We start from the raw sequence: 22,317 nt of genomic DNA on the forward strand, positions 1-22,317 counted from the left end.
CCCCCACCCACGCCTCGGGCCGCTTCCCCTTGCCCACCTCCACCAGCGTCCCCACGAGGTTGCGCACCATGTGCTTCAAGAAGGCCGTGCCCTCGACCACAATCGAGATGGCGCCTCCGGCCTCTCCCTCCACCGTGACGCTGCGCACCTCGCGCACTGCGTGCTTCGCCTGGCAGTCCGCCGCCCGGAACGCGGAGAAGTCATGCCGGCCCACCAGGTGCGCCGCCGCCCTGCGCATCGCCGCGACATCCAGCGGCGCGAAGACCTCCCAGTGCGTCGTGCGGTGCAGCGGAGAGCGCGTGCGGCGATTGTTCAGCCGGTAACGGTAGCGCTTGCCGCGAGACCAGCGGCGCGGGTCGAACCCCTCGGGCGCCTCCACCGCGTCCACCACCGCCACGTCGTGCGGCAGGATGCCGTTGAGCCCCATGACGTACGCCTTCATGGGCAGCACCCGCTCCGTGTCGAAGCAAATCACCTGCCCCGTGGCGTGCACGCCGGAGTCCGTGCGCCCGGCGGAACGGACGGACACCGGCTCACTCAAGAGCCGGGACAGCGCCTCCTCCATCACCGCCTGGAGCGAGCGTCCATTGGGCTGTACCTGCCAGCCCACGTAGCGAGTGCCCTCGTATTCGAGCGTCAGCTTCAGCCGAGGCATGTCAGCGGTACTTGAGCCAGGACTCGAGGAGCTCCGCCACCATGCGTCCCGGGGCAACGTCGTTGCGACGGGCCACCTTCTCCACCGCCTCCAGCACCTCCGCGGAGAGGGGCACGGCCAGCATGCGCGGCTCGGTACGCTCGTCGGGGCCACCCGGCGCCAGCGCGGCGATGCCCGGGGGAATGGTGAGCGGCGCGGTGACGGCGGGAGCGGGCTCGGACACCGGGGTCGGGACAGGAGGCGCCGCCGGAGCTGGAGGCGTCACGGGGTCCAACGTGGCGACGACCTCCGACAGCTCCAGCGCCTCCTCGGAGGTGGGCGCGGCGGCGACGCGGTTGCGCTGCCGGCGCTGCTCCTCCTGGAGCTCCTCCTCGAAGAGCTGCTTGATGAAGTTGGCCAGGTGCAGCGGCGTGGGCGTGAAGTCGTACGCGTCCAGGAACGCGTCCAAGTCCTTCTGCATCTCCGCGGCCGTCTGGTAGCGCCTGTCCCTGTCGCGTTCCAGGGCCTTCATCAGGATGACTTCCACGCGCTCGGGCAGGTCCTCGCGGAAGTACGAGGGCGCGTAGATCTTCCCCTCGGTGATGCTGCGCATCACGGCGACCTCGGACTCGCCCGTGAAGAGCTTGAAGCCCGTGAGCCACTCGTAGAGCACCACGCCGAGCGAGAACACGTCGCTGCGGCAGTCCAGCGCCTTGCCCAGACACTGCTCCGGGCTCATGTAGCTGAGCTTGCCCTTGATTTCGCCCGTGCGCGTCTGGCCCACCTGGTTGGCGGCCTTGGCGATGCCGAAGTCGAGAATCTTCACCGAGCCGTCGAAGGCGACGACGATGTTCTCCGGCGACACGTCCCGGTGGACGATGTTGAGCGGGCTGTCGTACAGGTCCGCCTTCGTGTGCGCGTGGTGCAGGCCCGCGCAGACGCACGAGGCAATCTTCACCGCGTACACCAGCGGGAAGGGAATCCCGAGCGCCTCCGCCTTGGGCACGACGCGGCGCATGTCCCGGCCGGCCACGTACTCCATGGCGATGAAGTAGCTCTCCGCGATTTTGCCCAGGTCGTGAATCTGCACGACGTTGGGGTGGTTCAACTGGGAAGCGAGCCGGGCCTCGTTGAGGAACATCTTCACGAAGGCCGCGTGCTTGGACAGGTGCGGACGGATGCGCTTGATGACGACGGGCGACTCGCGGCCGTCCTCGCCTTCCTGATGCGCGAGGAAGATCTCCGCCATCCCTCCGACGGCGATGCGGTCGATGAGCCGGTACTTTCCAAAGCGACCGGTTTCGCGCTGCTGCGGTGCGACGGGAGACATGGCGTCCCGACCTTACCCGCGCCAGGGGGCTCGGCGCTAACGAAGTTGGACGACGTGGACCTTCAGGGCCGGCTCCTGGCCCGGAGGGCTCGGAAAGTCGAGGGAAGAAGGGCCCGAGGAGTTCACCGCCCTGCCCTGTCGTCCGGCCAGCGAGAGGCCCTCCGACACCATGGCCTCGAAGCGCTTCGCTGGCAGGCCCGCATGGTTGCAGCAGGCGACCAGCCGGCCTCCGGGCGAGACGACGCGCGCGGTGGCCTCGGCCAGGCGGGCGTAGTCGCGAGCGGCGGAGAAGCGGGCCTCCTTCGTATTGGAGAATGACGGCGGGTCCGCGATGACGAGGTCGAACGTCTCGCCCTTCTTCGCCAGGCGCTTGAGCCAGTCGAAGACATCCCCGGCCACGTAGTCATAGCGGTCCACGGGCTGGCCGTTGAGTCTGGCGTTCTCCTCGCCCCACTCCAGCACGCGGCGGCTCGCGTCCAGGTTGAGCGCCCGCTTCGCGCCTCCCGCCATCGCCACCACGCCGAACGCGCAGGTATAGGCGAAGAGGTTGAGCACGGTGAGGCCGCGCGACTCCTTCAACAGCCACGCGCGCGTGTCGCGCATGTCCAGGTACAGCCCCACCGAGAGGCCCTGGCCGGGGCGGATGAGGAAGGACAGGCCGTTCTCCAGGGCCGTGAGGGACTCCACTGGCTCGCCCCGGGTTGCGGTCTCCGGGGCCAGCGTCTCCTTCGCCACGTTGGCGAGGACTCGCGCCTCGCGGGGACGGCGCTTGAGATAGAGGCTCGTCGGCGCCCAGGCCGTCATGGCGGCGTCGAGCAGCGCCTCTTCCTCCGAGGGCGTGAAGTCGCGGTAGAGGCTGAGGACATACAGGCCGCCGAAGCGGTCCACCGTCACGTCGGGGACGCCGTCGGCCTCGCCGTGGAGGACGCGGAAGGCGGTGGTGCGAGCGTCGGTCAACAGGGGGCCGCGCCGGGCTTGCGCGGTCCGAAGCGTGTCCACGAGGGTGGGCATGGGCCCTCCCTGTATCAGCTTCCCAGTCGGGCGCGAGACCAGACGCGCTCGAGCGCCTCGGTCGCGGCGCGGGAGAGGTCCACGTAGTCGGTGCCCAGGAGCTGCCCTTCGCGCACGCGGACGCGTCCGTCGACGATGGTCCAGGCCACGGGCGAGCGGGCGAGCTGCCCGATGAGATACGGCGAGTAGCCCGTCTCGGGGTCGGCCGCGGGGATGGAGTCGTAGACGACGAGGTCCGCGAGGCTGCCTTCCTCCACGGTGCCCGAGGGCAGGCCGAACAGGCGCGTGCACAGCTCCGCGGGGCCGTTGACGAGCAGGTGCGCGAGCGTGCTGTCCACGTCCGGCAGGTGTCCCGCGCGGGAGATGCGCAGCACGCCGACGAGGGCCGCGAGCAGCTCGTCCTGGAGGGTGCCGTGGCCGCCCGTGCCCAGTCCAAGCAGGTGCAGCCGCAGGAGGATGGCCTCCATCGGGTCCGTGCCGCGCTCCAGCGTGCGCACGCCACGCGCCGCGAGCGAGACGAACGTCTCCGTCTGCTCCAGGCGCGCGGCCTCGGAGCTGTCCAACGCGCGCGCGTAGCCAGCGATGGCGCGACGACCGAGCAGGCCGAGCGCGTCGAGCCGGGGCACCACGCGCTGACCGTGGCGGGCGTAGGTGGTGCTGAGGTCGTCCTCGTTCTCCGCGAGGTGGAAGACGGTGGGGACCTCAAGCTCCGCGCTGAGGCGGGAGATGCGCGAGAGGAGCGTGTCCTCGCAGGTGTACGAGGCGTGGAAGCCCAGGGCCCCGCGCACCAGGTGGTGCTTCGCGTAGCGGCGGGCGAAGTCCGCGTTGGCGTCCAGCCACGCATCGGCCTGCGCGGCGCCGTCCATGCTGTGGGTGGCGTGGCTGGTCACCAGTCGGAGGCCCACGCTCTCGGCGGCGCGGGCCTGGGCATCGAGCCCTCCGGCGACGTCGGAACAGGCGAGGTGCTCCACGACGAGGGTGACACCGTCGCGCAGCGCGCGGGCGGCGGCGAAACGCGTGAGGGCCTCGATGTCCTCGGAGGACACGAGGCGGGCCACGCGGCGCATGCGCTCCAGCCGCTCGCGGGGGGGCAGCAGGAGGAACTGGCCATTGGGTGGCAACAGCTGGCCATTGACGAGGTGCGAGTGGCTGTCCACCAGCCCGGGGGCGACGAGGCGGCCTCGGCAGGCCACTTCCCAGTCACCCGGAAGGACAGGCACCTGGGCATCCGGCGCGACACGGCGGATGACCCCGCCTTCGACGACTACGGCCATACCGCGCCGGACCCGGCCATCCGCCCGGAACACAGCGCAGTTTTTCAGCAGCAGGCGACCTTCCATGTCCGGCAACTGTCATAGCACGGGTCCACGAAGACGAGCGCGGGGTAAGTCCCGGAATCCGGGGTCCGAAACGAAGACTTGCCAGAGGAGGCGACTCAGGGCAGGGCGCCGCGCCGCCAGGTCAAGGGGTCCCTGGACCGGACAGCCCACCGCCTCGGAGTCGTCCCCTCTCTGACGAGCGGGGCATGTCACCCGCCAACGAATCAGGAAGGCACTGCGCGCGGGGCCGGGAGGAGGCAGCGGAGCACGGCGAATCAACCGCGGGAGAGGCTCGGGACTGGTGGGCATGGCCAGTGGCTTGAGCAGCCTGGCCCCAGCCTCGGCTCCTTCTGTGATTGCGACGGCGCACCGAACAGTGGTGAGCCTGGGATTCGAATCCGCATTCAAGGCGATAGGAAACCTCAGGCAGGACGCGCGTTACCCACTGTCGCAGCAGGCTCACGTCGGTTCTTTGTCTCGCCCTGGCCCGTCTTTCCTCGCCTTGGCCCGCTCTCATCCCCGCGTGCGGGACTCACCGAGGGGCACCTGCCGCCCCGCAGGGACAGCCCGCTCGCCCCGGCCGGGAGCATCGCTCGGGCAGCCCTCCTCGCTCCCGGCGGCCCCTTCCCTTCAACAGGCGTCCATCTGGCCGATACGCTGTATTGGTGAACAATGAGGCTCAATGAGGCTCATTGTCCGGAGGGACAGGGTCGAGGTCTTTTGGTGCGGAAGAACGGAGGGCGATGTTACGAGTTGAGCCGATATGTCTGGGGGATCCTGAATGAAATTCCGCATCGCGCTGATTGCTCACGACACGAAAAAAGACGAGATGATCGCCCTGGCCGCCGAATACAAGGGCTTCCTCTCGACCTGCACGCTGACCGCCACTGGCACCACCGGCCACCGACTGATCAACGAGCTGGGGCTCGAAGTGGACCGCAAGCACTCTGGCCCCTTTGGCGGAGACCTGCAGATCGGCTCGCTGCTGGTGGAAGGAGAGATCGACTGCGTGATCTTCCTGCGCGACCCGATGACTCCGCAGGGGCACGAACCGGACATCAACGCCCTGCTCCGCGCCTGCGAAGTGCACAATACGCCGTGCGCGACCAACATAGCGTCCGCACATCTGGTGTTGTCTCAACTCCAGCAACGCGCAGCAGGAATGAGCGACGGAGGAAGGGAATCGGCATGAGCCGCGCAGGCGGTCCTGAAGTGATGGAGCTGGTTTGTGTTCCCTGGGCCCTACCCGAGCGGCGGCGGGTCTGGCTATAGTTGCGGCATGAACCGTGCGCCCTGGGACGCGGAGCTTCGAGGGCGAGACTGAGAGGTCGAGGTCGTCTTGCTCGTCCGACATCTCGCCAGTCCCACGGCGCAGCAGGGGGGAGATTGAGCGTGACGAAGAGAGCACTCTTGCTGGCGGCGGTCCTGGCTACGGGTTGCGGCAGTGAGGTCAAGAAGGCAATCGAGCAGCGCCGCATGGCCGTGGCCCCAAAGCTCGCCAAAGTGACGTCGATCGCGGACCAGGCTCGGGCGTTGCCGCCGGTGAAGGAGGGCTCGCTCACGCTCGGCGCGTCACCCCTCGTCATGGCCTTCCTCACGACCACGCCGCTGCGCACCGGCACCGTGGTCTACGCCGAGGACCTCGACGATCTATCGGTCTTCAAGGACGAGCCTCCGCACTACAAGATGCGCGTGCGTCAGGCCAATCTGGTTCAAGCCTGCGGCCAGCTCCTCGCCAAGGGCACCTACGGCCAGCAGACCGCCGCCAACGTGCACGCCAACGTCGCCATCGAGTACCTCGATGCCTGCGCCAACCTCGCCTACGTCTTCGTGCTGCGCACCCGCGAAGTGAAGGGGCGCTCCTTCGAGGGAGACGTCGTCGCCTTCGACCTTGCCGACGGAAAGCCCATCGGTGGCTTTCCGATCTCGTTCACCAGCGAAGGTCGCCGCGACCAGGTGAGCAACACCACGAAGAGCGTGAGCACGCGACGGATGGGCAACCGCAACCGCACCACGGTCACGGAGACGACCACGACCTCCACGGTGGACGCCGATCGCGATCAACTGACCAGCGACCTCGATGGAGAGATCGAGGCCGCTATCGTGAAGCTCGCCCCGGCGGGCAAGTGGCTCGACTGACCGAAATGCCCCGTAGACTGGTAGCGGGCCTGGAGCGTGATGGTCAAGCCGCCCCCTGCCCGCCCCCTGCACTTCCCTGCAGGCATGCCTTCGCAGGGGCCCCAGGAGCGAAGTAGCCTGCGGCCCACATGAGAACGCGGTCCCTCCTCCTTCCCGGTCCAGCGGCCCTGGCGGCACTGGTGCTCACCGTGCGGCTCGGGATGTCGCCGCTCAAGAACTTCGACCTGTTCTTCCACCTCGCCGGTGGACAGTTCGTCTTGAAGAACGGCTTCACTCGCATCGACCCCTTCAGCGTCACCGGCACCGCGGGCTGGGTCCCCCACGAGTGGGGCTTCGGTGTCCTCTGCGTCGCCCTGGTCCGATGGCTGGGTGCCGCCGGGCCCGCCCTGCTGGTCGCGGGCCTCGTCGCCCTCAACCTCATGCTCCTGTGGACCGTCCTGGAGCGCTCGGCCTCGGGGCGACGTGGGTTGCTCGCCGTGGCGACGCTCGCGGCCCTCCTCATCGTCTACGCCCCCACGTGGCCGCAAGAGCGCCCCTACCATCTGGGGCACCTGCTCTTCACCCTCGCGGTGCTCGCCATCCAGTCCTGGCGCGCCGGCAATGACCGCAGCCTCTGGGTGTTCCCCTTGCTCGGCGCCGTCTGGGCCAACGTCCACGGGAGTTGGCTGCTCGGCCCGGCACTGCTCGGCGCCACCGCCGTCGGCCAGGCCCTCGATGAAGGCACTCCGGAGGCGCGCCGTCGCGCGCTGCGCGCCATCGGCTTTAGTGTCGCGGCGTTCCTGATGGCGGGACTGGGGCCGGACGGGCTCAACATCTACCTGTACCCGCTCCACCATTCGCTGCTGCCGTCCACTCAGACCATCGTCGAGTGGCGACCGCTCAACCTGGACCTCGCGTCGAGCTGGGCCTACCTCGCGCTCGGTGGCGCGGCCTGCTTCGCAGTGGGACAGGCCCGCGTGCGCAAGGTCGCCATCCTCCTTCCCGCCTTCGTGCTCGGGCTCGCCGCCATCAAGGTGCAGCGCCACGCGCCCTTCGCCGCCGTGCTGCTGGCGCTCGCTCTCCTGGAGCACGTCGCCTTGAGCCGGGACATCGCCGTGGCAGCGGATGCGCCAGTCGGCGCGTGGAGGCGCTTCTGGGCGCGGTTCGATGCACTGACAGCCGGATGGAGTGACAAGGCCGGAGGCGCGCTCTGGCCGACGCTCGCCCTGGCGGGGCTCGTCCTGATTCATGCGCAGAACCCGATGCCATTCGAGCAGGGCGTGAAGCGCTCCGTCATCCCCATCCCGGTCTTCGAGGCGCTGCGCAAGCACCCTCCGGGCAAGGTGCTCAACCCCTTCGTCATCGGCGGGCCGATCTCATTCTTCGCGGGCGCGGACTACAAGGTGTTCATCGACAGCCGGAACGACCCGTTCCCCATGTCGGTCCACGAGGACTACGACAAGCTCGTCTGGGGCGAGCCCGGCTGGGAAGATGCCCTGACCCGATATGATCCGGACTACCTGCTCTGGGACATCGAGAACCCCGGCAACATCCTGCTCGACAACCTGAAGGTGCTCGGTGGCTGGCGCGAGGAGGCACGGGACGGCAACTACGTGCTGTGGATTCGCGAGCGCGCCACTGCGACGGGCCACCCATGACGGGGCGGCAGAGGGACGCACGGAAGGCGGTGCTCGCCGTCGTGGGCCTCGTGGCGATGCTCGCCTTCGCCTACAGCCCGGTGCTGCGAGGAGAGCTGCTCGCCGGGCGCGACGTGTTCCGCATCTTCTTTCCCGACTCCGCCTTCCTGCTGGAGTCCCTGCGCGCGGGCGAGCTGCCGCTATGGACGCCCTACCTCCGACTGGGGCAACCCTTCGCGGCCACGCTCTACTCGCAGGTGTTCTATCCGCCGCGCTGGGTGGCGGTGCTCATCTCCGGCCCCATCGCCTCGATGACGGTGATGCACGTCGCGCACGCGGCGCTCGCGGCGGTGGGGGTGTTCCTGCTCGTCAGGAAGCTGCGTGCCTCGTGGCCCGCGTCACTCGTCGCGGGAGCCATGTTCGGCCTGTCGCCGATGATGACGGACCTGGGCATCCAGCAGAACGTCGTGGACGCGGCGGCGTGGAGCGGGTTCATCCTCCTCGCCGCGCATGACCTTTCGCACCGGCCTGGTCCCGGTCCGCTGGCGCGCCTCGCCATCTTCTCCGCGCTGTCTCTCTTCGCCGGCTCGCCGGAGACCACGCTGTGGCAGGGAATCGTCGCGGTGCTGGTGGCGCTCCTCACGGATGCATCGGGGCGTCGGGCTCACGAAGCCCCCCCGGCGACGCGTGGACTGACCGACCCTGGTGCCCTTGCCGCGGTTGCAACGAATCGCGGCGAAGTCGCGCAGTCGAGCCTGCCTCCGTTCGGCTCCACCTCGGAGCTGCCGAAGGAGGGCCATCGGCCACTCGGTGGGGACCAGCTGGCTGCCTCCGGCACCGCGAGGCTCCCGAGCACGGGACTTGAGCAAGCGCAGGCCACCGACCTTCTCGAAGAGCACGGTACGGCAGCGGGGCATCCATCGACGAGCAGCGAAGCGCTCTCCCGCGATGCTCAGCTCCACAGCGTCCCCAAGAGGGAAGCCCCTTCCAACTCGCGCGACACACGGACCGGTCTCCGGGCCCGAGGGCTCGCCGTGGCACGTGTCACCGGTGGCTTCGTCCTGTCCGCCGTGCTCGCTTCGGTGGCCTTGTTCCCGACGGCCGAGTTCGCTCGAAACTCCCTGCGCTCCCAGCGCGGCTGGGCCGAGCAGCTCGCCTGGTCCGTGTCCTGGCCCCAGGTGTTGTCCTCGGTGTGGCCGCTCGCGGACTGGCCTCGCGACAGGTACTGGGGCGAGGACCAGTGGTTCATCCTCAACCTCTTTCTCGGCACCCTGCCCTGCGCGCTCGCCATCGTCGGCGGACTGCATGGCCCTCGTCGCGCACGGCCCTTCCTGGTGGGCGCACTCGCGCTGGTGATGCTCAGCCTGGGCCGCCACTTCCCGCCCTCGGCCTGGGTCCTCCAGTCCGTGCCGCCCTTCTCCCTCTTCCGCTATCCAGCGAAGTACTTCGTGGGCGCGGCCTTCTGTCTCTCGGTGCTCTCCGCCTTCGGCCTGGATGCCCTGGGCCGACTCGCACGAAAGCTACCTCCCTCCCGACTGAAGGCCGCCATCGCCTTCGTCGCCATGGGTGCCGCCATCGCCGCCATCGGCCCCGTGGTGCGCATGCTCCCCATGCGCGCCTCCGCCGAGGCCGGTGCGCCCTGGGTGCCCTTCGCACTCGGGCTCGCCACCCTCATCCTGTTCCTGCTGCCGTGGTCCTTCGCGCGCCCCCGTCGCGTCCGCCATGGACTCGCGGCGCTCGCCGTCCTCGAGCTCGCCGCGGCGCACTCACTGCTGGGCATTCCCAAGTACACGTCCTGGGACTCGCTGCGGCAGCCCTTTTCCTTGCGCGCCCTGCTGCCCCAGCCCTTCCAGGGGCGCATCAGCGCGGACATCGAAGGCCCCGAGGACCCCACTCGCGCCGTGGTGACGAACACCATCGAGCGCAGCCTCGACCGCCTCATGCCGAACCGCTTCGTCGAGGAGCGCCTGCCCGCCCTCGAAGGCTACGGCGCCCCCGAGCCCATGCGCTCGGACCGCTTCCACCTCGCAGGAGAGCGCAGCGTCTATGACCTGGCCGGCGTCACCCACTACCTCCGCCAGGGCCCGCCCCCATTCGAGGACCTGGAGCTGCTCCACCGCGCCGAGGACGGCACCACCCTGTCCCGCTCGCGCACCGCCCTGCCCCGAGCGTTCCTCGTCCAGCGCGCCCGCGTCGTCACGGATGACGAGGCCCTGGAGGCGGTGCTGGATGCGGACCAGCCCTTCCGGGAGATTGCCTTCCTCGCCTCGGGCGAACCCATCGAACGTCCCGAATGCGAAGGCACCGTGCGCACTTCCAGCACCGGAGCCCAGCACCTGGCGCTGGACGTGAGGGCCTGCGACGACAGCTACCTCATCGTCTCCGACAGCTACTACCCGGGCTGGCGCGCGACGGTCGACGGCAAGGACACCCCCATCCACCGCGCGGACCACTCGCTGCGAGCCGTGCGCCTCTCCCCCGGCGAGCACCACGTCCGCTTCGACTACACCCCGCTCAGCTTCCGCGCGGGACTCCTGCTGTCCCTGCTCGGCTGGGCGGGGCTCGGCTTCGTATGGCTCAAGGCGAGACGGCGTCCGCTCGCCCGTGCGTGACGGACCTCACGACTCCACGTCGTTGCGTTCGGCGTTCGCCACGAACGCATCTCGCAGGTACCTCGAGAGCCCGGGCCTCACGCTGTCGATGTTCTCCGTGAAGCGCGAGTCACTCACGTACATCTCCCCGAGCCCCCGGTGGATGACGTACGAGCACGGGTAGAACCACTTCGAGATGTACTGGCGATGCGCCTCCGCGAGCGCCAGCACCTCGGGCTCCGTCGGCGCATGTCCGGCGCCCAGGTGCTCCGCGAGCGTCTTCATGAGCTGGTCCCCCTCCGCCTTGAGCGTGCTCCAGTCCTCCTTCTTGTAGCGCGAGGTCCGCCGGGCGGATTCCTTGTAGGCCTCCGTGTCGCCCCAGCGCTCCTTCACCTCGGCCTCGTACTTCGAGGGGTCGAAGTCCCCAAACGCCTCGAACATCGCCTCACGGTCCATCGTCGTCCCCTGGTCCAGTGCGTCCAACGCCGCGTCCACGGCGCGGCGGAGTGCGTCCAGCCGCGAGGCCCGCTCGGTCAGCAACTGCCGCTGCATGAGCAAGGCCGCGCGAAGGTCGAAGCGAGAGTCCGTCAGGATGCGGCGGATCTCCTCCAGCGGGAAGGCCAGCTCCCGGAAGAAGAGCACCTGTTGCAACCGCTCCAGGTCCGCCTGCGTGTACAGCCGATAGCCCGCATCGCTGCGCCCGGAAGGACACAGCAGGCCGAGCTCGTCGTAGTGATGCAGCGCCCGAACGCTGACCTTCGCCAATCGGGCCACCTGGCTGACCGTCAGAGCCATCTCTCTTCACCTCGGAGGAGATGTCTAAGGCCTCACGTCGCGTGAGGGTCAACCCCTCCCGACATCGAGACGCCGCGCGGGAGCGGGCGGCCTGTCACGGGCTCACTCGCCTCGTGCCACGTCCGGAGGAGCGTCCACGGGAGGGCGGAAGACATACAGCATCAACGAGGCCCCCTCCGCCACGCGCACTGTCGCATCGCGCCGCAGCACCCAGAGCTGGCCCGGCTTCACCGGCCGCTCCTCCGCGGCAGTCAGCGAGCCCGCGCCCTCCGCCACATAGGCGATGACGGGCTCCGCGCGCGTGGCCGTCAGGACATGCTCCCCCTTGGCGAGCACCACGCTCGACATCTTCCCCTCCAGCGCTGGCAACGTCTCCACCGCCACGCCACCGGCCTGCTCCGCCAACAGCACCAGCGCGCGGGTGGGCGCATAGGTGAAGGGCTCCGGCCCTTGAGCAAGGCGCGCATCCGTCGGCTCGACGTACAGGTTGCCGTCGAAGCGCGGCGTCGCGAACACGAGGTTGCCCAACATCCGGTCCTCGGCGCGGTTGAACCACGCGTGGCCGGTGAAGGGCTCGGAGGCAATCAGCGCGCCGGGATGATGCGTCCCGCGACGCTCCGCCAGCACACCGTCCCTCCCCCAGATTTGATGCACCTCCGCCTGCCCCGCGACGATGACGGTGGCCTCATGCGTGCGGCGGTGGATGTGCAGCGGACACGCCTGCCCGCGCCCCATGACGTGCAGGTGCACCGTGGCGGTGTCCGAGAAGAAGAAGGTGTCGGAGACATCGGCGGCGTCGGGGTTCTTCTTCGCCAGCGACTCGAAGACGGCGGGCACGTCGAAGACCTCCACCTCCGGGTCCTCGGGCACCGTCATCGCGCGCTTCACGGCGAACAGCACCGCCAGCAGGAACACCGTCAGCACCAGCGACAGCGTCCGGTACAGCACCACCCGGCGACGCAGCATGGCGGAGTCCGCGGAGGTGGAGTCACTCAAGGGGGCCATCCTGGACTTCGCGTCGCGCTCCCGGCCACCTGCAGGGCCGCCAAGCACGAGCGCACAAAGAAACATGGCGGGGCCCTCGATGAAGAGGACTCCCGCCACGTGAGCAGAGGCACCGCCGAGAGGCGACGCCTCCGAGACATGAAAGCTTAGTAGGCGTTGTTCTCGCCGAAGCTCTTCATGGTCTTCTTGTTCAGGGCGACGTTGGAGCTCTGGCCGTCGTTGGCGACGTTGGAGTTACCCGCCAGGGCCGCCGCGGAGGCGCCGAACAGCTTGCGAATGTTGTCGCCGAACAGCGTCACGACGCCGATGGCGGCGATCGCGATGAGGGCAACGATGATGATGTACTCGGTCATGCCCTGACCACGAGCCTTGCGGAGCTGGTTCTTCTTCGAGATCGCCTTCATGGAAGTCTCCTGGGGGTTCAGAACGGGAAAGACACCCTGTTACTCGGGGTTGAAAAGCACAGTACGGGAGATCCCACCTGCACCTCCATCCGTCATCGGGAGGATGGGGCTAATCCCCTGTAATTCCCGGCGGATAGGCCTTTTTCTCACCGTTTGGAAGGCCGCTCAGGGGCCAACCGGGGCCGCGACGGGCGTTTTCGGGGGGGCGCACGCCGAGGCGGGGAGAGCATCGCACAGGTTGCGCACGGCGCGTGCGAGCTCCGCGTCGGCCGGGAACTCCGCGGCCACCTGCCGGCCCAGGGCCAGCGCGGGCATGGCGTCCACCGGGGTCCACACCGTCCGCGTCGCCCACGCCCGCTCGGCGACGAGCTTCAGGTACGCGGCGACGAGCCCTGGCTCGCGGCCGCCCTTGGCCACCTCCGGCTCCAGGAGCTGCGCGGCCAGCGTCAAATCCTTCTGGGCCAGTGCGGCCTTGCCCACCGCCACCGTCGCCTCGCGGTTGTCCGGGTCCACCGAGCGCCACAGCGTGGCCACGCCGCGCACCAGTGGATCATTCGCCGCGTGGTAGCGCTCCATGTTGCGGTACAGCCGGGCGGCTTCCTCGGCCGTGGGCGGGTGCTTGCGCAGGTAGTCCTCCAGGAACAGGCGCGAGCCCCCTTCCGGAGAGCGGCGCTCGTCCTTCACGCGCACGTCGATGTTCGCCACGAAGAAGGCGATGGGGGACGCGTACTCCAGCAGGTTGTGGTCGTCCGTGTTGATGGGGCCCGGGCCCGCGAAGGCGAGCTGCCCGTCCTCGCTGTGCACCTGCTTGGACAGGAGCGCGAAGACATCCGTCAGGCCCACGCGCGCCATGTCCGCGCGCACGTCCGGCACCGCCATCCGCCGGGCCAGGCGCTCCGCGTCGAAGGCCAGCGGCTTGCGACTGGCCACCAGCACCAGGTCATGCGGCCCCAGCCACGTCGTCGCATGCGGGAAGGTGTCGCGCAGCGTGCGCACCACCAGCCGGATGAGCTCGTCGTTGCTCTCGTAGGTGTGGATCCACTGCACCAGCACGCCGTCGTCCGCGAGGTGCCGGTCCACCGTCTGGAAGAAGTCCCGCGTGAAGAGGCCGGACACGCCCGCCACCCACGGGTTGGAGGGCACGCTCACCACCAGGTCGTACTTGCGGTCGGCCAGCGCCATGAACGTCTTCGCGTCGTCGATGTGCACCCGCGTGCGGGGGTCGTCCACCGCGTTGCGGTTGTCATCCTTGAACAGGCGCGCCGCGTCGATGACCGCCGGGGCGATCTCCACCATGTCCAGGCGCTCCACCGGGTGCGCCAGCACGCTGCCCGCGGTAATCGCCGCGCCCGCGCCGACGAGGAGCACGTTCTTCGGCTCGCGCGGATGCAGCAGCGCGCCCAGGTGTCCCGCAATCACCTGCGTCTCCACGTCACTGCCGTTGGAGGCGTCAATCTTCCCGTTGAGCTTCATGAAGCGCAGGTGGTCCTGCGGGTAGTCGGCCACCATCACCGTGGCGAAGGTGTCGTCCCGGTAGAAGATGGGGTGGATGTTCTTCTCCGTCTCCTCCACCAGCTTCGCGTAGCTCTCCGGCGGCTTCTGGTGCGAGCGGATGGAGGCGATGCCCGACAACCGGACGGACCAGCCGCTCATCCCACCCAGGACCACCGCCGCCAGGAGGGCCGCGGCACCCACCGGCCACAGCGCGCGCACGGGGCTCGCGGGGCGATTCGGCAGCGCGTGGAAGGCCAGCGCCGCGGCGGCGAGGTTCGCCACCACTCCCGCCACGAAGTTGCCCTCCATGCCCCACCACGGCATCAGCACCAGCCCGCCCAGCGCGGAGCCGGTAATCGTGCCGACCGTGTTCCAGAGATAGACGCCGCCCAGCTCCCGGCCGACCTCGGACACCTTCGCCGTGGCCACGCGCGCCGCCGCCGGGAAGGCCGCGCCCATGAAGAAGGTGGGCACCAGCAGCACGAGGCAGCAGAAGCCAAACGTCAACAACTGGAACAAAGGCCAGGTATCCACCGAGCGCGTCATCATCCACTGCGCCGAGCGGAACAGGTGCGGCAGCCGCACGTAGAGCGGCAGGGCCACGCAGAGGCTGGCCACCAGCGCCACCTGCATCTGCGCGTACAGCTTCAGCGAGTCTGACTTCCGCGCGCGCGTCATCAGCCAGAAGCTGCCCAGGCCGATGCCCAGGATGAACGCGGTGAGGATGAGCGTGAAGGCGTACGTGGACGCGCCCAGGACGATGGACAGGAGGCGAATCCAGGTCACCTGGTACAGCATGGACGTGAAGCCCGACAGCGCCACGCCCACCAGCGCCGCGCGCACCGCCACCCGGGGATAGGCCAGGTTCGCCGCGCTCTCCGACACCGGCGCGGCCTGCCCTGGCGCCAACGCGGGAGGATGCCTGCGCGCGAGCAGGAGCGCCGCCACCGCCAGGAGCAGGTTCAGCCCCGCCGCCAGCTTCGCCGAGGCCGACAGCCCCAGCACCGGCACCAGCTTCGTGCCCGCGATGAAGACGCCCAGCGCCGCGCCCAGGCTGTTGACGGCATACAGCCGCGCCAGCTCCCGTTGCACTCCGGACAGGCTGTCCGCGAAGTGCCGCACCAGCGCCGGCAGCGTGCCGCCCATCAAGAGCGTGGGCACCACCAGCGACACCGCGGCCACCAGGAGCCGGGGCCCCACGCGCCACCCGTCCGGCACGCCAGGCGCCACCGCCAGCCACAGGGCGCCCAGGGCGTCCAGGACGTACGGGAAGGCCAGCGCGTACAGCGCCACGCCCAGCTCCAGCAGGCCGTACAAGGCCAACGGGCTCTTCACCCGGTCCGCTGTCCGCCCGAAGACAGATGCGCCGAGCGCCAGGCCGCCCATGAAGGTGGCGAGCACCACGGCATGCGCCTGACCACTGTTGCCCAGGACGTTCCCGAGATACTTGGACCAAACCAACTCGTAGACCAGCGCCGTACCTCCTGAAAGGAAGAGGAGGACGGACACAAGGTTCTTCGGGAAACGCGCGATGAGGGACATAAGGGGACAGCGCGGAACCTTACTCGTTATGTTCGGGACCCACCAATGAACGCCCATCTCCTGCAAGCCGCATTGCTCGCCTGGTCTCCTGGCCTGCGGGTGACCCGCGCGCAGGGAGACTGCGCCGCCGTGCTCCACCGCCCCGCGGAGGAGCTGCTCGACAGACCTCTCCACCTGGCCCTTGGCATCTCCCCCGAGCGGACCCGTGAGCTGGACGCACGGGCTCGTGAGGACCGCCGCGCCGTGGAGTTCATCTCCTCGGAGCTGGGGAGCGAGGACGCCACACCGCTGCGACTGGCGCTCGGCATGGACGAGGGCGAGGCCAGCGCCTGCGTCCAGAACCTCAACGTCCTCCTGGAAGGCGCCCCTCCGGTACAGATTTCCCGGCTGTCCAGCTCGCTCAGCCACGAGATTCGCAACCCCTTGTCCTCCGTGAAGATGGCGGTGCAGACGCTGGCCCGGAACACCGGCCTGTCGGACCGGGACAGGCGGCGGCTGACCATCGCCAACCGCGAGATTCGGACCATGGAGCGCATGTTGTGGCTCCTGTCCGAGTACGGCCGCGACACCACGCCCAACATCGACGCGCACGTGCTGCGCTCGGTGATTCAGGAGGCCACGGGCATGGTGGCGCCGGAACTGGCCGAGCGGCGAATCGAGGTGCGCGTGGACGAGGAGGCCGAGCTGCCGCGCGTGCGCGTGGACCCCAACCGGCTGCGCCCCGTGCTCGCCCAGGTGTTGCTTAACGTGGCCATGGGTCGGCCCGAGGACAGTCCGGTGGAGGTGACCCTCCGCCGGGGCTCGCCGGGCCGCGTGCTGATGGTACTCAAGGACCCGGCCGCCGCCCTTCCTCCGGAAGAGAACGGCACCCTCTTCGAGCCCTTCGGCTCGAGGCTGGCGCGCGGCGCGGGGCTGTCACTCGCGGCGCTGCGGCGGGTGATGATGGGACAAGGAGGGGACGTCGCCGCCGAAGGCAGCGCCGAGCCCGGAATGGTCTTCACGCTCACATTCGCCACCTGAGAAGGAAGCCATGATGGAGACCCTTCTCATCGTCGATGACGACGTGTCTCTCCTCGAGACGCTGAAGATGCACTTCGAGGAGATTGAGCACGACGGCCAGCCGCGCTACCAGGTGGCCACGGCCACCAGCGCCGCCGCGGGTCTGCGCGCCGCGCAGGACTCCATGCCCAGCGTGGTCATCCTCGACATGATGCTGCCGGACCGCACCGGTCTGGAGATCATCGAGGAGATGAAGGGCCTGTGCGGCGACGCGCGCATCATCCTCGTCACCGCCTACCACGACATGGAGACCACCATCCGGGCGATGAAGGCGGGGGCCTTCGACTACATCCACAAGCCCTTCGCCGACCCGGCCGCGTTGGACCTCGTCGTCGAGCGCGCGCTGGAGTACCGCCAGCTGTCGCGCCGCGCGGACGAGGTGAACCGCGAGAACGCCGCGGTGCGCCTGGGCGACATCGTCGGCACCAGCCCCTCCATGCAGCAGTTGGTGAAGGAGATTGGCAAGGTGACGGGCAGCCACGCCACCGTGCTGATTACCGGCGAGAGCGGCACCGGCAAGGAGCTCATCGCCCGCGTCATCCACAACTACTCGTACGACGAGCCCCGGCCCTTCATCGGCATCAACTGCTCGGCCATCGTCGACACGCTGCTGGAGAGCGAGCTGTTCGGCCACGAGAAGGGCGCCTTCACCGGCGCGACGGCGGGCAAGCCCGGCAAGTTCGAGCTGGCCGAGGACGGCACCGTCTTCCTCGACGAGATTGGCGACATGTCGATGATGCTCCAGGCGAAGCTCCTGCGCGTGCTCCAGGAGCGCGAGTTCGAGCGCGTGGGCGGCGTCAAGCGAATCAAACTGCGCGCCCGCGTCATCGCCGCCACCCACCGCAACCTCTCCGAGGAGGTGGAGCACACCCGCTTCCGCGAGGACCTCTACCAGCGCCTCAAGGTGATCACCCTCCTGATTCCCCCGCTGCGAGAGCGGCGCGAGGATATCCAGCTGCTCGTCAAACACCTGCTCGAGCGCATCAACGAGAAGGTGCACAAGCGCGTCACCCGCGTGCCCACCGAAATCATGGAGCGCCTGACGCGCCTGCCCTGGCGGGGCAACGTGCGCGAACTGGAGAACGTGCTCACCCGCGCCGTGGTGCTTGCGCCGGGCGATGTGTTGCGCGGGGACGACCTGCCCACACTGGACGTCCCGCCCTCCCCGGAGTCGGGCCGCGCCGCCAACAACACCCTCATGTTCACCGCCCCCTCGGTGGATGACGCCAGCCTCATCCCCACGCTCGATGAGGCCGAACGGATGCTGATCGCCCGTGCCATGGCCGTCACAAAGGGGCACAAGGGTCGCACCTGCCAGATTCTTGGAATCAGTCGCCCCACCCTTGAGCGCAAACTGCAGAAGTACAATCTTTCACAGGGACAGAACCCTTTAGGGCACGGGTTCACCGTGAAGGACGACCCGTGAACATTGTCCGGGTCGCGACAATGGGCCCTGCCCTTTGAACGTTTCGTTCAACATGATCAGACTGTTTGAACGTTTTGTTTCAGGTTTCGGACACAGACAGGTGGGTGCTACGGGCCTCTAGCGCTAAGTACCCGGCATTCCTGGATGTGTTCCTTCCGGAGCACTTCATTCCCGGCTGGCACGTTCCTTGGAAAAGGTAAGTCCCGTTGCCGCTGAAGCAGGCGGCCGGTCCTACCCCCGATTGCTTTCCACGGAGTGAATGCCATGCACGGTTTCAATCGCCCCCTCGGCCCTATCGGTTCCAACGTCGTGGCGCCGCTCCAGGCAACCAGCTCCGGGATGATGGTCACCGCGAACAAGCTGGTTCCGGGCCAGGAAGCGATCGACTTCAAGGGCTACTTCAAGGTCGAGTCCTTCCCGCACAACTCGACCATCTACCGCCCTGGCGACAGCACGGACCGCGTCTATCTGCTCAAGTCCGGCCGCGTGCGGCTGATGCGCATTGGCAAGAACGGCACCCGCTCGGTGGTGTCCATCCTCCGCCCGGGTGACCTGTTCGGCGAGCTGTTCCGCCCCGAGGGGACGCCGATTGAAGAGATGGCCATCGCCGCGGGCGAGGCCGAGGTGTGGAGCATCGAGGGCCGCGACTTCCGCGCGCAGCTCGAGGCCCGGCCCGCGCTGGCGGTGGACGTGGTGCGCGCCTACGCCGAGCGCGTGCGTGCCCTGCGCAAGCGCGTGCTGGGGCTGACCTTCAAGGAAGTGCCCGCGCGGCTGGCGGATACCCTGCTGACGCTGGTGGAGGCGCACGGTGAGCGCTGCCCCCACGGCGGTGAGACGGACCTGCGCGGAATCACGCAGCAGGACCTGGCGGACCTGGTGGGCGCGTCGCGCTCGTTCGTGTCCACGCTCATCAACGAGATGAAGCGCGAGGGCGTGCTCGGCAATGTCGGCCGCATCCTCTGCGTGAGGGACCAGAAGGCGTTGCGGAAGATTGCCTCCAAGGAGAAGTGAGCACCGACAGTCCTCCGCGCGCATCGCGGGAGACCTGACGTCAACGACGGGCCTGACCACGGGATGTCCACGTGGCCGGGCCCGCGTCGTTTGCGGGGGACGGCACACCCTGAGCGAGGCACGCGCCCGCGCGCCCCAGGTGCCGGGCGCCTGCCTCCGCGACATGGAGGCATGACGCTCGACAGCGCTCACGCCCGGCGGCCGGAAGCTGGAACGCCTCCCGACGTGACATTCGACGGAACGTACACCCGCCGAGCAGCGACTTCAGGCCCGGACCTTCAGCTCCTCGACCTCGGTGCGCAAGAGCCAGTCGTCCTGGAAGTCCGTCGCGGCGGCGGCGATCTGCGAGAGCCGCTCCTGCTTCGCCTGCCCGGAGTCGCGCAAGGTGCGCACCTCCCGGTAGAGCGCCGCGAGCGACGGGTGCAGGGCCAGCGCCTTGCGCTCCCGGGCCTTCGACTCGCCGTCACCTTCCGCGAAGGCCTCCAGCTCACCGAACCACTTGTCCCACGTCGCCGGGTCGGCCGGCCCACCCGCCACCGAGGGCAGGTGCGTGGTGACGAAGAGCTTCGTCACCGCGGGCACGTCGAGCGCGCGGCCCGCGAGTCGAGCCCGCAGCGCCAGCACCTCGCCTCCGCCCGCCGCGAAGCCCTCCAACTCCAGTCCGCTGGCCAACGACAACTTGAACGTTCCGCGCTCCGGGAGCTGGCCCGCACCGAAGGCCACCAGCGCCGGACCGTTCCATGGCCGACTCCCGTCCCCCTTGCCACCGCGCGAGGTGAGGACCGGACCCTCCATCCGAACCAGCGCGGTGGTGAGCCCCGGGGCCACCTCGGCGGGCGCGGCCACCGTGTCCAGCACGAGACCCGTCACCTCACGGCCATCCGCCAGCACCAGGTGATTCACCGTGCGCGCCTGACGGGCCACCTCCAGCCCGAAGTCGCCGCCGCGCTTCCACGCCAGCGTGGACTCGAACTCGGACAGCACCTCGAACAGGTGCTCGAAGTCCCGCGCCACGAAGAGCTGCGGCTGCATCCGGGTGATATCGAAGTCCGTGTCCACGCACGCCACGCCGAGCGGCAGCTTGCGCACGGCCGGCGTCAGACACTGTGCCGCCTCGCCGATGCTCGACAGCAACCCCGCGCCGTAGATGCGAGGCGACTCCAGGCCCCCGACGAGGCCGTACTCCGCCGTCCACCAGTACAGCCGCGTCGCCCGCGTGCTCTCACTCACATACCGACGACTGGCGCTCGCCGCCTCCAGCCGCGCCTCGGCGTGGGAGACTTCGTCCGCGCTCGCGTCCGGGTCCTCCTTCACCACCGACAGGTTGCGGATGGCGTTGAAGACGGCCTGGTCCTCCGCGCTCGCGATGGACTTGAAGCCCACCAGGCCGCACGCCTTCAGGTACTCCGAGTACCGCCGGTTGGCGATGATGGGCGCGTGGCCCGCGCTCTCATGGACGATGTCCGGCGCGGGCGTGTACTCGATGTGCTCGTGCGTGCGGATGTCCGAGGCGATGGCCAGCACGCCCAGGGACTGGAGCTCCGTGAAGACGGCCGGCGGGATGAAGCCGCGCACGCCCACGCACGCCCAGCCCAGTCGCGACAGCCGCTCGTTCATCTCGTCCAGGCTGGGGATGGACTCCAGGTTGATGCCCGTCGCCGCCAGCCCCTCCAGATAGACGGAGTGCGCCCGCTGCGAGAGATGACCGCGCAGCTTGCCCAGGATGTGGCGCCAGACGGCGTGGTCTCTCGGCGTATACGCGTCGTAGTCCTGGCTCACCACGTAGCGCCGCAGATGCGGCGGCAGGCGCGATATCGTCAGTTCCGTTGGCGTCATATCCGGGCACTCCTGGTGAAAACTTTCAGTCAGGAGAGGATACAGACGGGCTCTGCTCCGGAAAACCGGCAGAATTCGACATCTTCGTCGATTTAACGACGAGCATTCACACGCGCTGACGCAGTCCGTCCAAGACGGTGGCGGCGCCCGGGCTGAGGGAGCCGGAGGGCCAGAGGGCCACGACTTCCACGGCCTGGGGCTCGTCTTCCTTCAAGGGCCAGGCGTGGATGTCGGGGGGAAACGGGTGCATGGGGCGCAGGTCCGGCGTAATCGCGCAGGCCTTGAAGGCGCGCAGCAGTTCGTAGAGGAGAAGGAAGCTCTCCACGCGGGCCACCTCCGCCACCTTGACGCCGTGCGCGGTGAAGCGCGCGCTGTTCGCGCCGCCATAGGGGTCGTCCCGCAGCCAGTCCACGAAGGGCTGTCCGTTCAAATCCCTCACGTGCAGCGCCCGTCGGGACGAGGCCGCGCTCGCCAGGGCGCTGTCCGGGCCGGCGAGCACGACGAAGGACATGCGCAGCAGGGACTCGGACTCCACGCCCTCGTGCGGCGGCAGCGGGGTGAAGTCCAACGCCAGGTCCAACTGGCGCGTCTGCACCTGTCGTGTCAGCTCGTGCGGTCCGCCGAAGCTGAGCACCAGTTTGAGGCCGGTGGCCGCCGCGTCGCGCGCGACCTTGCCCAGCAGTGAGAGCGACAGGGTGGGGTTGAGGCCCAGGCGCACCACGGGCTCCGCGCTGGCCAAATCACGCAGCCGCTTCATGTCGAGCTGGTGCAGGGGCGTCTGCGTGCCGGCGAAGAGGCGCTCACCCCGGGCGGTGAGCTGGAGGCGTCGGCCGGGGCCACGCTCCAGCAGCGTGGCGCCTTCGGCCAGCGCCATCTCCAGCGCGCGGATGTGCTCGCTCACCACGGAGCGCGCCACGCCCAGGTGCTCCGCGGCGGATTCGATGCTGCCCGCCTCCACGGCCGCGGTGAAGGACTCCAGCCAGACGAGGTGTCGCACCAGCTTGCGTGGCGGCATGCGCCCCATCCTGGCACCGGCGAGCCGCCGGACACGAGGCATGAGAAAAGACCCACCCGAGGACTCGCGTCGCCCCGGCGCGCCTCCACT

At 69.0% G+C, this 22,317-nt stretch carries 17 protein-coding genes; 7 read left to right on the forward strand and 10 right to left on the reverse strand.

Going from position 1 to position 22,317, the window contains the following annotated elements:
* The 4 genes from truA to HUW62_RS15295 all read right to left on the reverse strand — a co-directional run.
* On the reverse strand, nt 1–655 hold a 655-nt coding region (gene truA, locus HUW62_RS15280), incomplete at its 3' end, for a tRNA pseudouridine(38-40) synthase TruA (RefSeq protein WP_176434886.1).
* A gap of 1 nt (nt 656) precedes the next feature.
* A complete protein-coding gene (locus HUW62_RS15285; RefSeq protein ID WP_176434887.1) occupies nt 657–1,964 on the reverse strand; it encodes a serine/threonine-protein kinase in 1,308 nt (435 codons plus the stop codon).
* Nucleotides 1,965–2,000: 36 nt separating this feature from the next.
* Nucleotides 2,001–2,975 (reverse strand): class I SAM-dependent rRNA methyltransferase, encoded by a 975-nt coding sequence (locus HUW62_RS15290; RefSeq protein ID WP_176434888.1) that lies wholly within the window; start codon nt 2,973–2,975, stop codon nt 2,001–2,003.
* Nucleotides 2,976–2,989: 14 nt separating this feature from the next.
* Nucleotides 2,990–4,315 carry an amidohydrolase family protein gene (locus tag HUW62_RS15295; protein WP_176434889.1) on the reverse strand — a complete coding sequence of 442 codons (1,326 nt, stop codon included), beginning with the start codon at nt 4,313–4,315 and terminating at the stop codon, nt 2,990–2,992.
* A 760-nt stretch (nt 4,316–5,075) separates the two neighbouring features.
* Between HUW62_RS15295 and HUW62_RS15300 the strand changes: the two genes are divergently transcribed.
* The 4 genes from HUW62_RS15300 to HUW62_RS15315 all read left to right on the forward strand — a co-directional run bounded on the left by HUW62_RS15300 (nt 5,076) and on the right by HUW62_RS15315 (nt 10,661).
* The gene (locus tag HUW62_RS15300; protein WP_176434890.1) at nt 5,076–5,486 is read left to right on the forward strand and encodes a methylglyoxal synthase; all 411 of its coding nucleotides are present in this window, start codon (nt 5,076–5,078) and stop codon (nt 5,484–5,486) included.
* 218 nt (nt 5,487–5,704) lie between these two features.
* Complete coding sequence (locus HUW62_RS15305; protein WP_176434891.1) at nt 5,705–6,433, forward strand: hypothetical protein; 729 nt, start codon at nt 5,705–5,707, stop codon at nt 6,431–6,433.
* Nucleotides 6,434–6,561: 128 nt separating this feature from the next.
* Complete coding sequence (locus HUW62_RS15310) at nt 6,562–8,070, forward strand: hypothetical protein (protein ID WP_176434892.1); 1,509 nt, start codon at nt 6,562–6,564, stop codon at nt 8,068–8,070.
* Complete coding sequence (locus tag HUW62_RS15315; RefSeq protein WP_176434893.1) at nt 8,067–10,661, forward strand: YfhO family protein; 2,595 nt, start codon at nt 8,067–8,069, stop codon at nt 10,659–10,661. Before HUW62_RS15310 ends, HUW62_RS15315 begins: the two co-directional genes overlap by 4 nt.
* 6 nt (nt 10,662–10,667) lie before the next feature.
* On the opposite strand, the gene HUW62_RS15320 is transcribed toward HUW62_RS15315, so the two are convergent.
* From HUW62_RS15320 to HUW62_RS15335, 4 genes are all read right to left on the reverse strand, one after another.
* Nucleotides 10,668–11,435: a MerR family transcriptional regulator gene (locus HUW62_RS15320; protein WP_176434894.1), complete on the reverse strand. Its 768-nt coding sequence runs from the start codon at nt 11,433–11,435 to the stop codon at nt 10,668–10,670.
* A gap of 102 nt (nt 11,436–11,537) precedes the next feature.
* Nucleotides 11,538–12,431 carry a hypothetical protein gene (locus tag HUW62_RS15325; protein ID WP_176434895.1) on the reverse strand — a complete coding sequence of 298 codons (894 nt, stop codon included), beginning with the start codon at nt 12,429–12,431 and terminating at the stop codon, nt 11,538–11,540.
* 155 nt (nt 12,432–12,586) lie between these two features.
* Complete coding sequence (locus HUW62_RS15330) at nt 12,587–12,844, reverse strand: hypothetical protein (protein ID WP_141643904.1); 258 nt, start codon at nt 12,842–12,844, stop codon at nt 12,587–12,589.
* A 165-nt stretch (nt 12,845–13,009) separates the two neighbouring features.
* Nucleotides 13,010–15,880 (reverse strand): fused MFS/spermidine synthase, encoded by a 2,871-nt coding sequence (locus tag HUW62_RS15335; RefSeq protein ID WP_176434896.1) that lies wholly within the window; start codon nt 15,878–15,880, stop codon nt 13,010–13,012.
* 45 nt (nt 15,881–15,925) lie between these two features.
* Here HUW62_RS15335 and HUW62_RS15340 point away from each other — a divergent pair, with 45 nt between their 5' ends.
* The 3 genes from HUW62_RS15340 (at nt 15,926) to mrpC (ending at nt 19,376) form a co-directional block, all read left to right on the forward strand.
* Nucleotides 15,926–16,900, forward strand: a complete 975-nt coding sequence (locus HUW62_RS15340; RefSeq protein WP_176434897.1) for a sensor histidine kinase KdpD — start codon at nt 15,926–15,928, stop codon at nt 16,898–16,900.
* 13 nt (nt 16,901–16,913) lie between these two features.
* Nucleotides 16,914–18,365, forward strand: a complete 1,452-nt coding sequence (locus HUW62_RS15345; RefSeq protein WP_176434902.1) for a sigma-54 dependent transcriptional regulator — start codon at nt 16,914–16,916, stop codon at nt 18,363–18,365.
* Between the two features lie 264 nt (nt 18,366–18,629).
* Nucleotides 18,630–19,376 carry a Crp/Fnr family transcriptional regulator MrpC gene (mrpC, locus tag HUW62_RS15350; protein ID WP_163861913.1) on the forward strand — a complete coding sequence of 249 codons (747 nt, stop codon included), beginning with the start codon at nt 18,630–18,632 and terminating at the stop codon, nt 19,374–19,376.
* 264 nt (nt 19,377–19,640) lie between these two features.
* Here mrpC and HUW62_RS15355 read toward each other — a convergent pair whose 3' ends face one another.
* Nucleotides 19,641–21,212 carry an aromatic amino acid hydroxylase gene (locus HUW62_RS15355; RefSeq protein ID WP_163861911.1) on the reverse strand — a complete coding sequence of 524 codons (1,572 nt, stop codon included), beginning with the start codon at nt 21,210–21,212 and terminating at the stop codon, nt 19,641–19,643.
* A 106-nt stretch (nt 21,213–21,318) separates the two neighbouring features.
* Nucleotides 21,319–22,227 carry a LysR family transcriptional regulator gene (locus HUW62_RS15360; RefSeq protein ID WP_240356095.1) on the reverse strand — a complete coding sequence of 303 codons (909 nt, stop codon included), beginning with the start codon at nt 22,225–22,227 and terminating at the stop codon, nt 21,319–21,321.
* Nucleotides 22,228–22,317: the final 90 nt, after the last annotated feature.

Origin of the sequence: Myxococcus sp. AM011, assembly GCF_013372595.1 — a bacterium.
GTDB classification, from domain to species: Bacteria; Myxococcota; Myxococcia; order Myxococcales; family Myxococcaceae; genus Myxococcus; species Myxococcus eversor.

Coding starts and splice junctions, on each gene's coding strand:
- mrpC (WP_163861913.1), top strand. CDS start 18,630: ATGCACGGTTTCAATCGCCCCCTCGGCCCTATCGGTTCCAACGTCGTG.
- HUW62_RS15290 (WP_176434888.1), bottom strand. CDS start 2,975: ATGCCCACCCTCGTGGACACGCTTCGGACCGCGCAAGCCCGGCGCGGC.
- HUW62_RS15330 (WP_141643904.1), bottom strand. CDS start 12,844: ATGAAGGCGATCTCGAAGAAGAACCAGCTCCGCAAGGCTCGTGGTCAG.
- HUW62_RS15315 (WP_176434893.1), top strand. CDS start 8,067: ATGACGGGGCGGCAGAGGGACGCACGGAAGGCGGTGCTCGCCGTCGTG.
- HUW62_RS15355 (WP_163861911.1), bottom strand. CDS start 21,212: ATGACGCCAACGGAACTGACGATATCGCGCCTGCCGCCGCATCTGCGG.
- HUW62_RS15320 (WP_176434894.1), bottom strand. CDS start 11,435: ATGGCTCTGACGGTCAGCCAGGTGGCCCGATTGGCGAAGGTCAGCGTT.
- HUW62_RS15335 (WP_176434896.1), bottom strand. CDS start 15,880: ATGTCCCTCATCGCGCGTTTCCCGAAGAACCTTGTGTCCGTCCTCCTC.
- HUW62_RS15340 (WP_176434897.1), top strand. CDS start 15,926: ATGAACGCCCATCTCCTGCAAGCCGCATTGCTCGCCTGGTCTCCTGGC.
- HUW62_RS15300 (WP_176434890.1), top strand. CDS start 5,076: ATGAAATTCCGCATCGCGCTGATTGCTCACGACACGAAAAAAGACGAG.
- HUW62_RS15310 (WP_176434892.1), top strand. CDS start 6,562: ATGAGAACGCGGTCCCTCCTCCTTCCCGGTCCAGCGGCCCTGGCGGCA.
- HUW62_RS15285 (WP_176434887.1), bottom strand. CDS start 1,964: ATGTCTCCCGTCGCACCGCAGCAGCGCGAAACCGGTCGCTTTGGAAAG.
- HUW62_RS15295 (WP_176434889.1), bottom strand. CDS start 4,315: ATGGAAGGTCGCCTGCTGCTGAAAAACTGCGCTGTGTTCCGGGCGGAT.
- HUW62_RS15360 (WP_240356095.1), bottom strand. CDS start 22,227: ATGCCGCCACGCAAGCTGGTGCGACACCTCGTCTGGCTGGAGTCCTTC.
- HUW62_RS15345 (WP_176434902.1), top strand. CDS start 16,914: ATGGAGACCCTTCTCATCGTCGATGACGACGTGTCTCTCCTCGAGACG.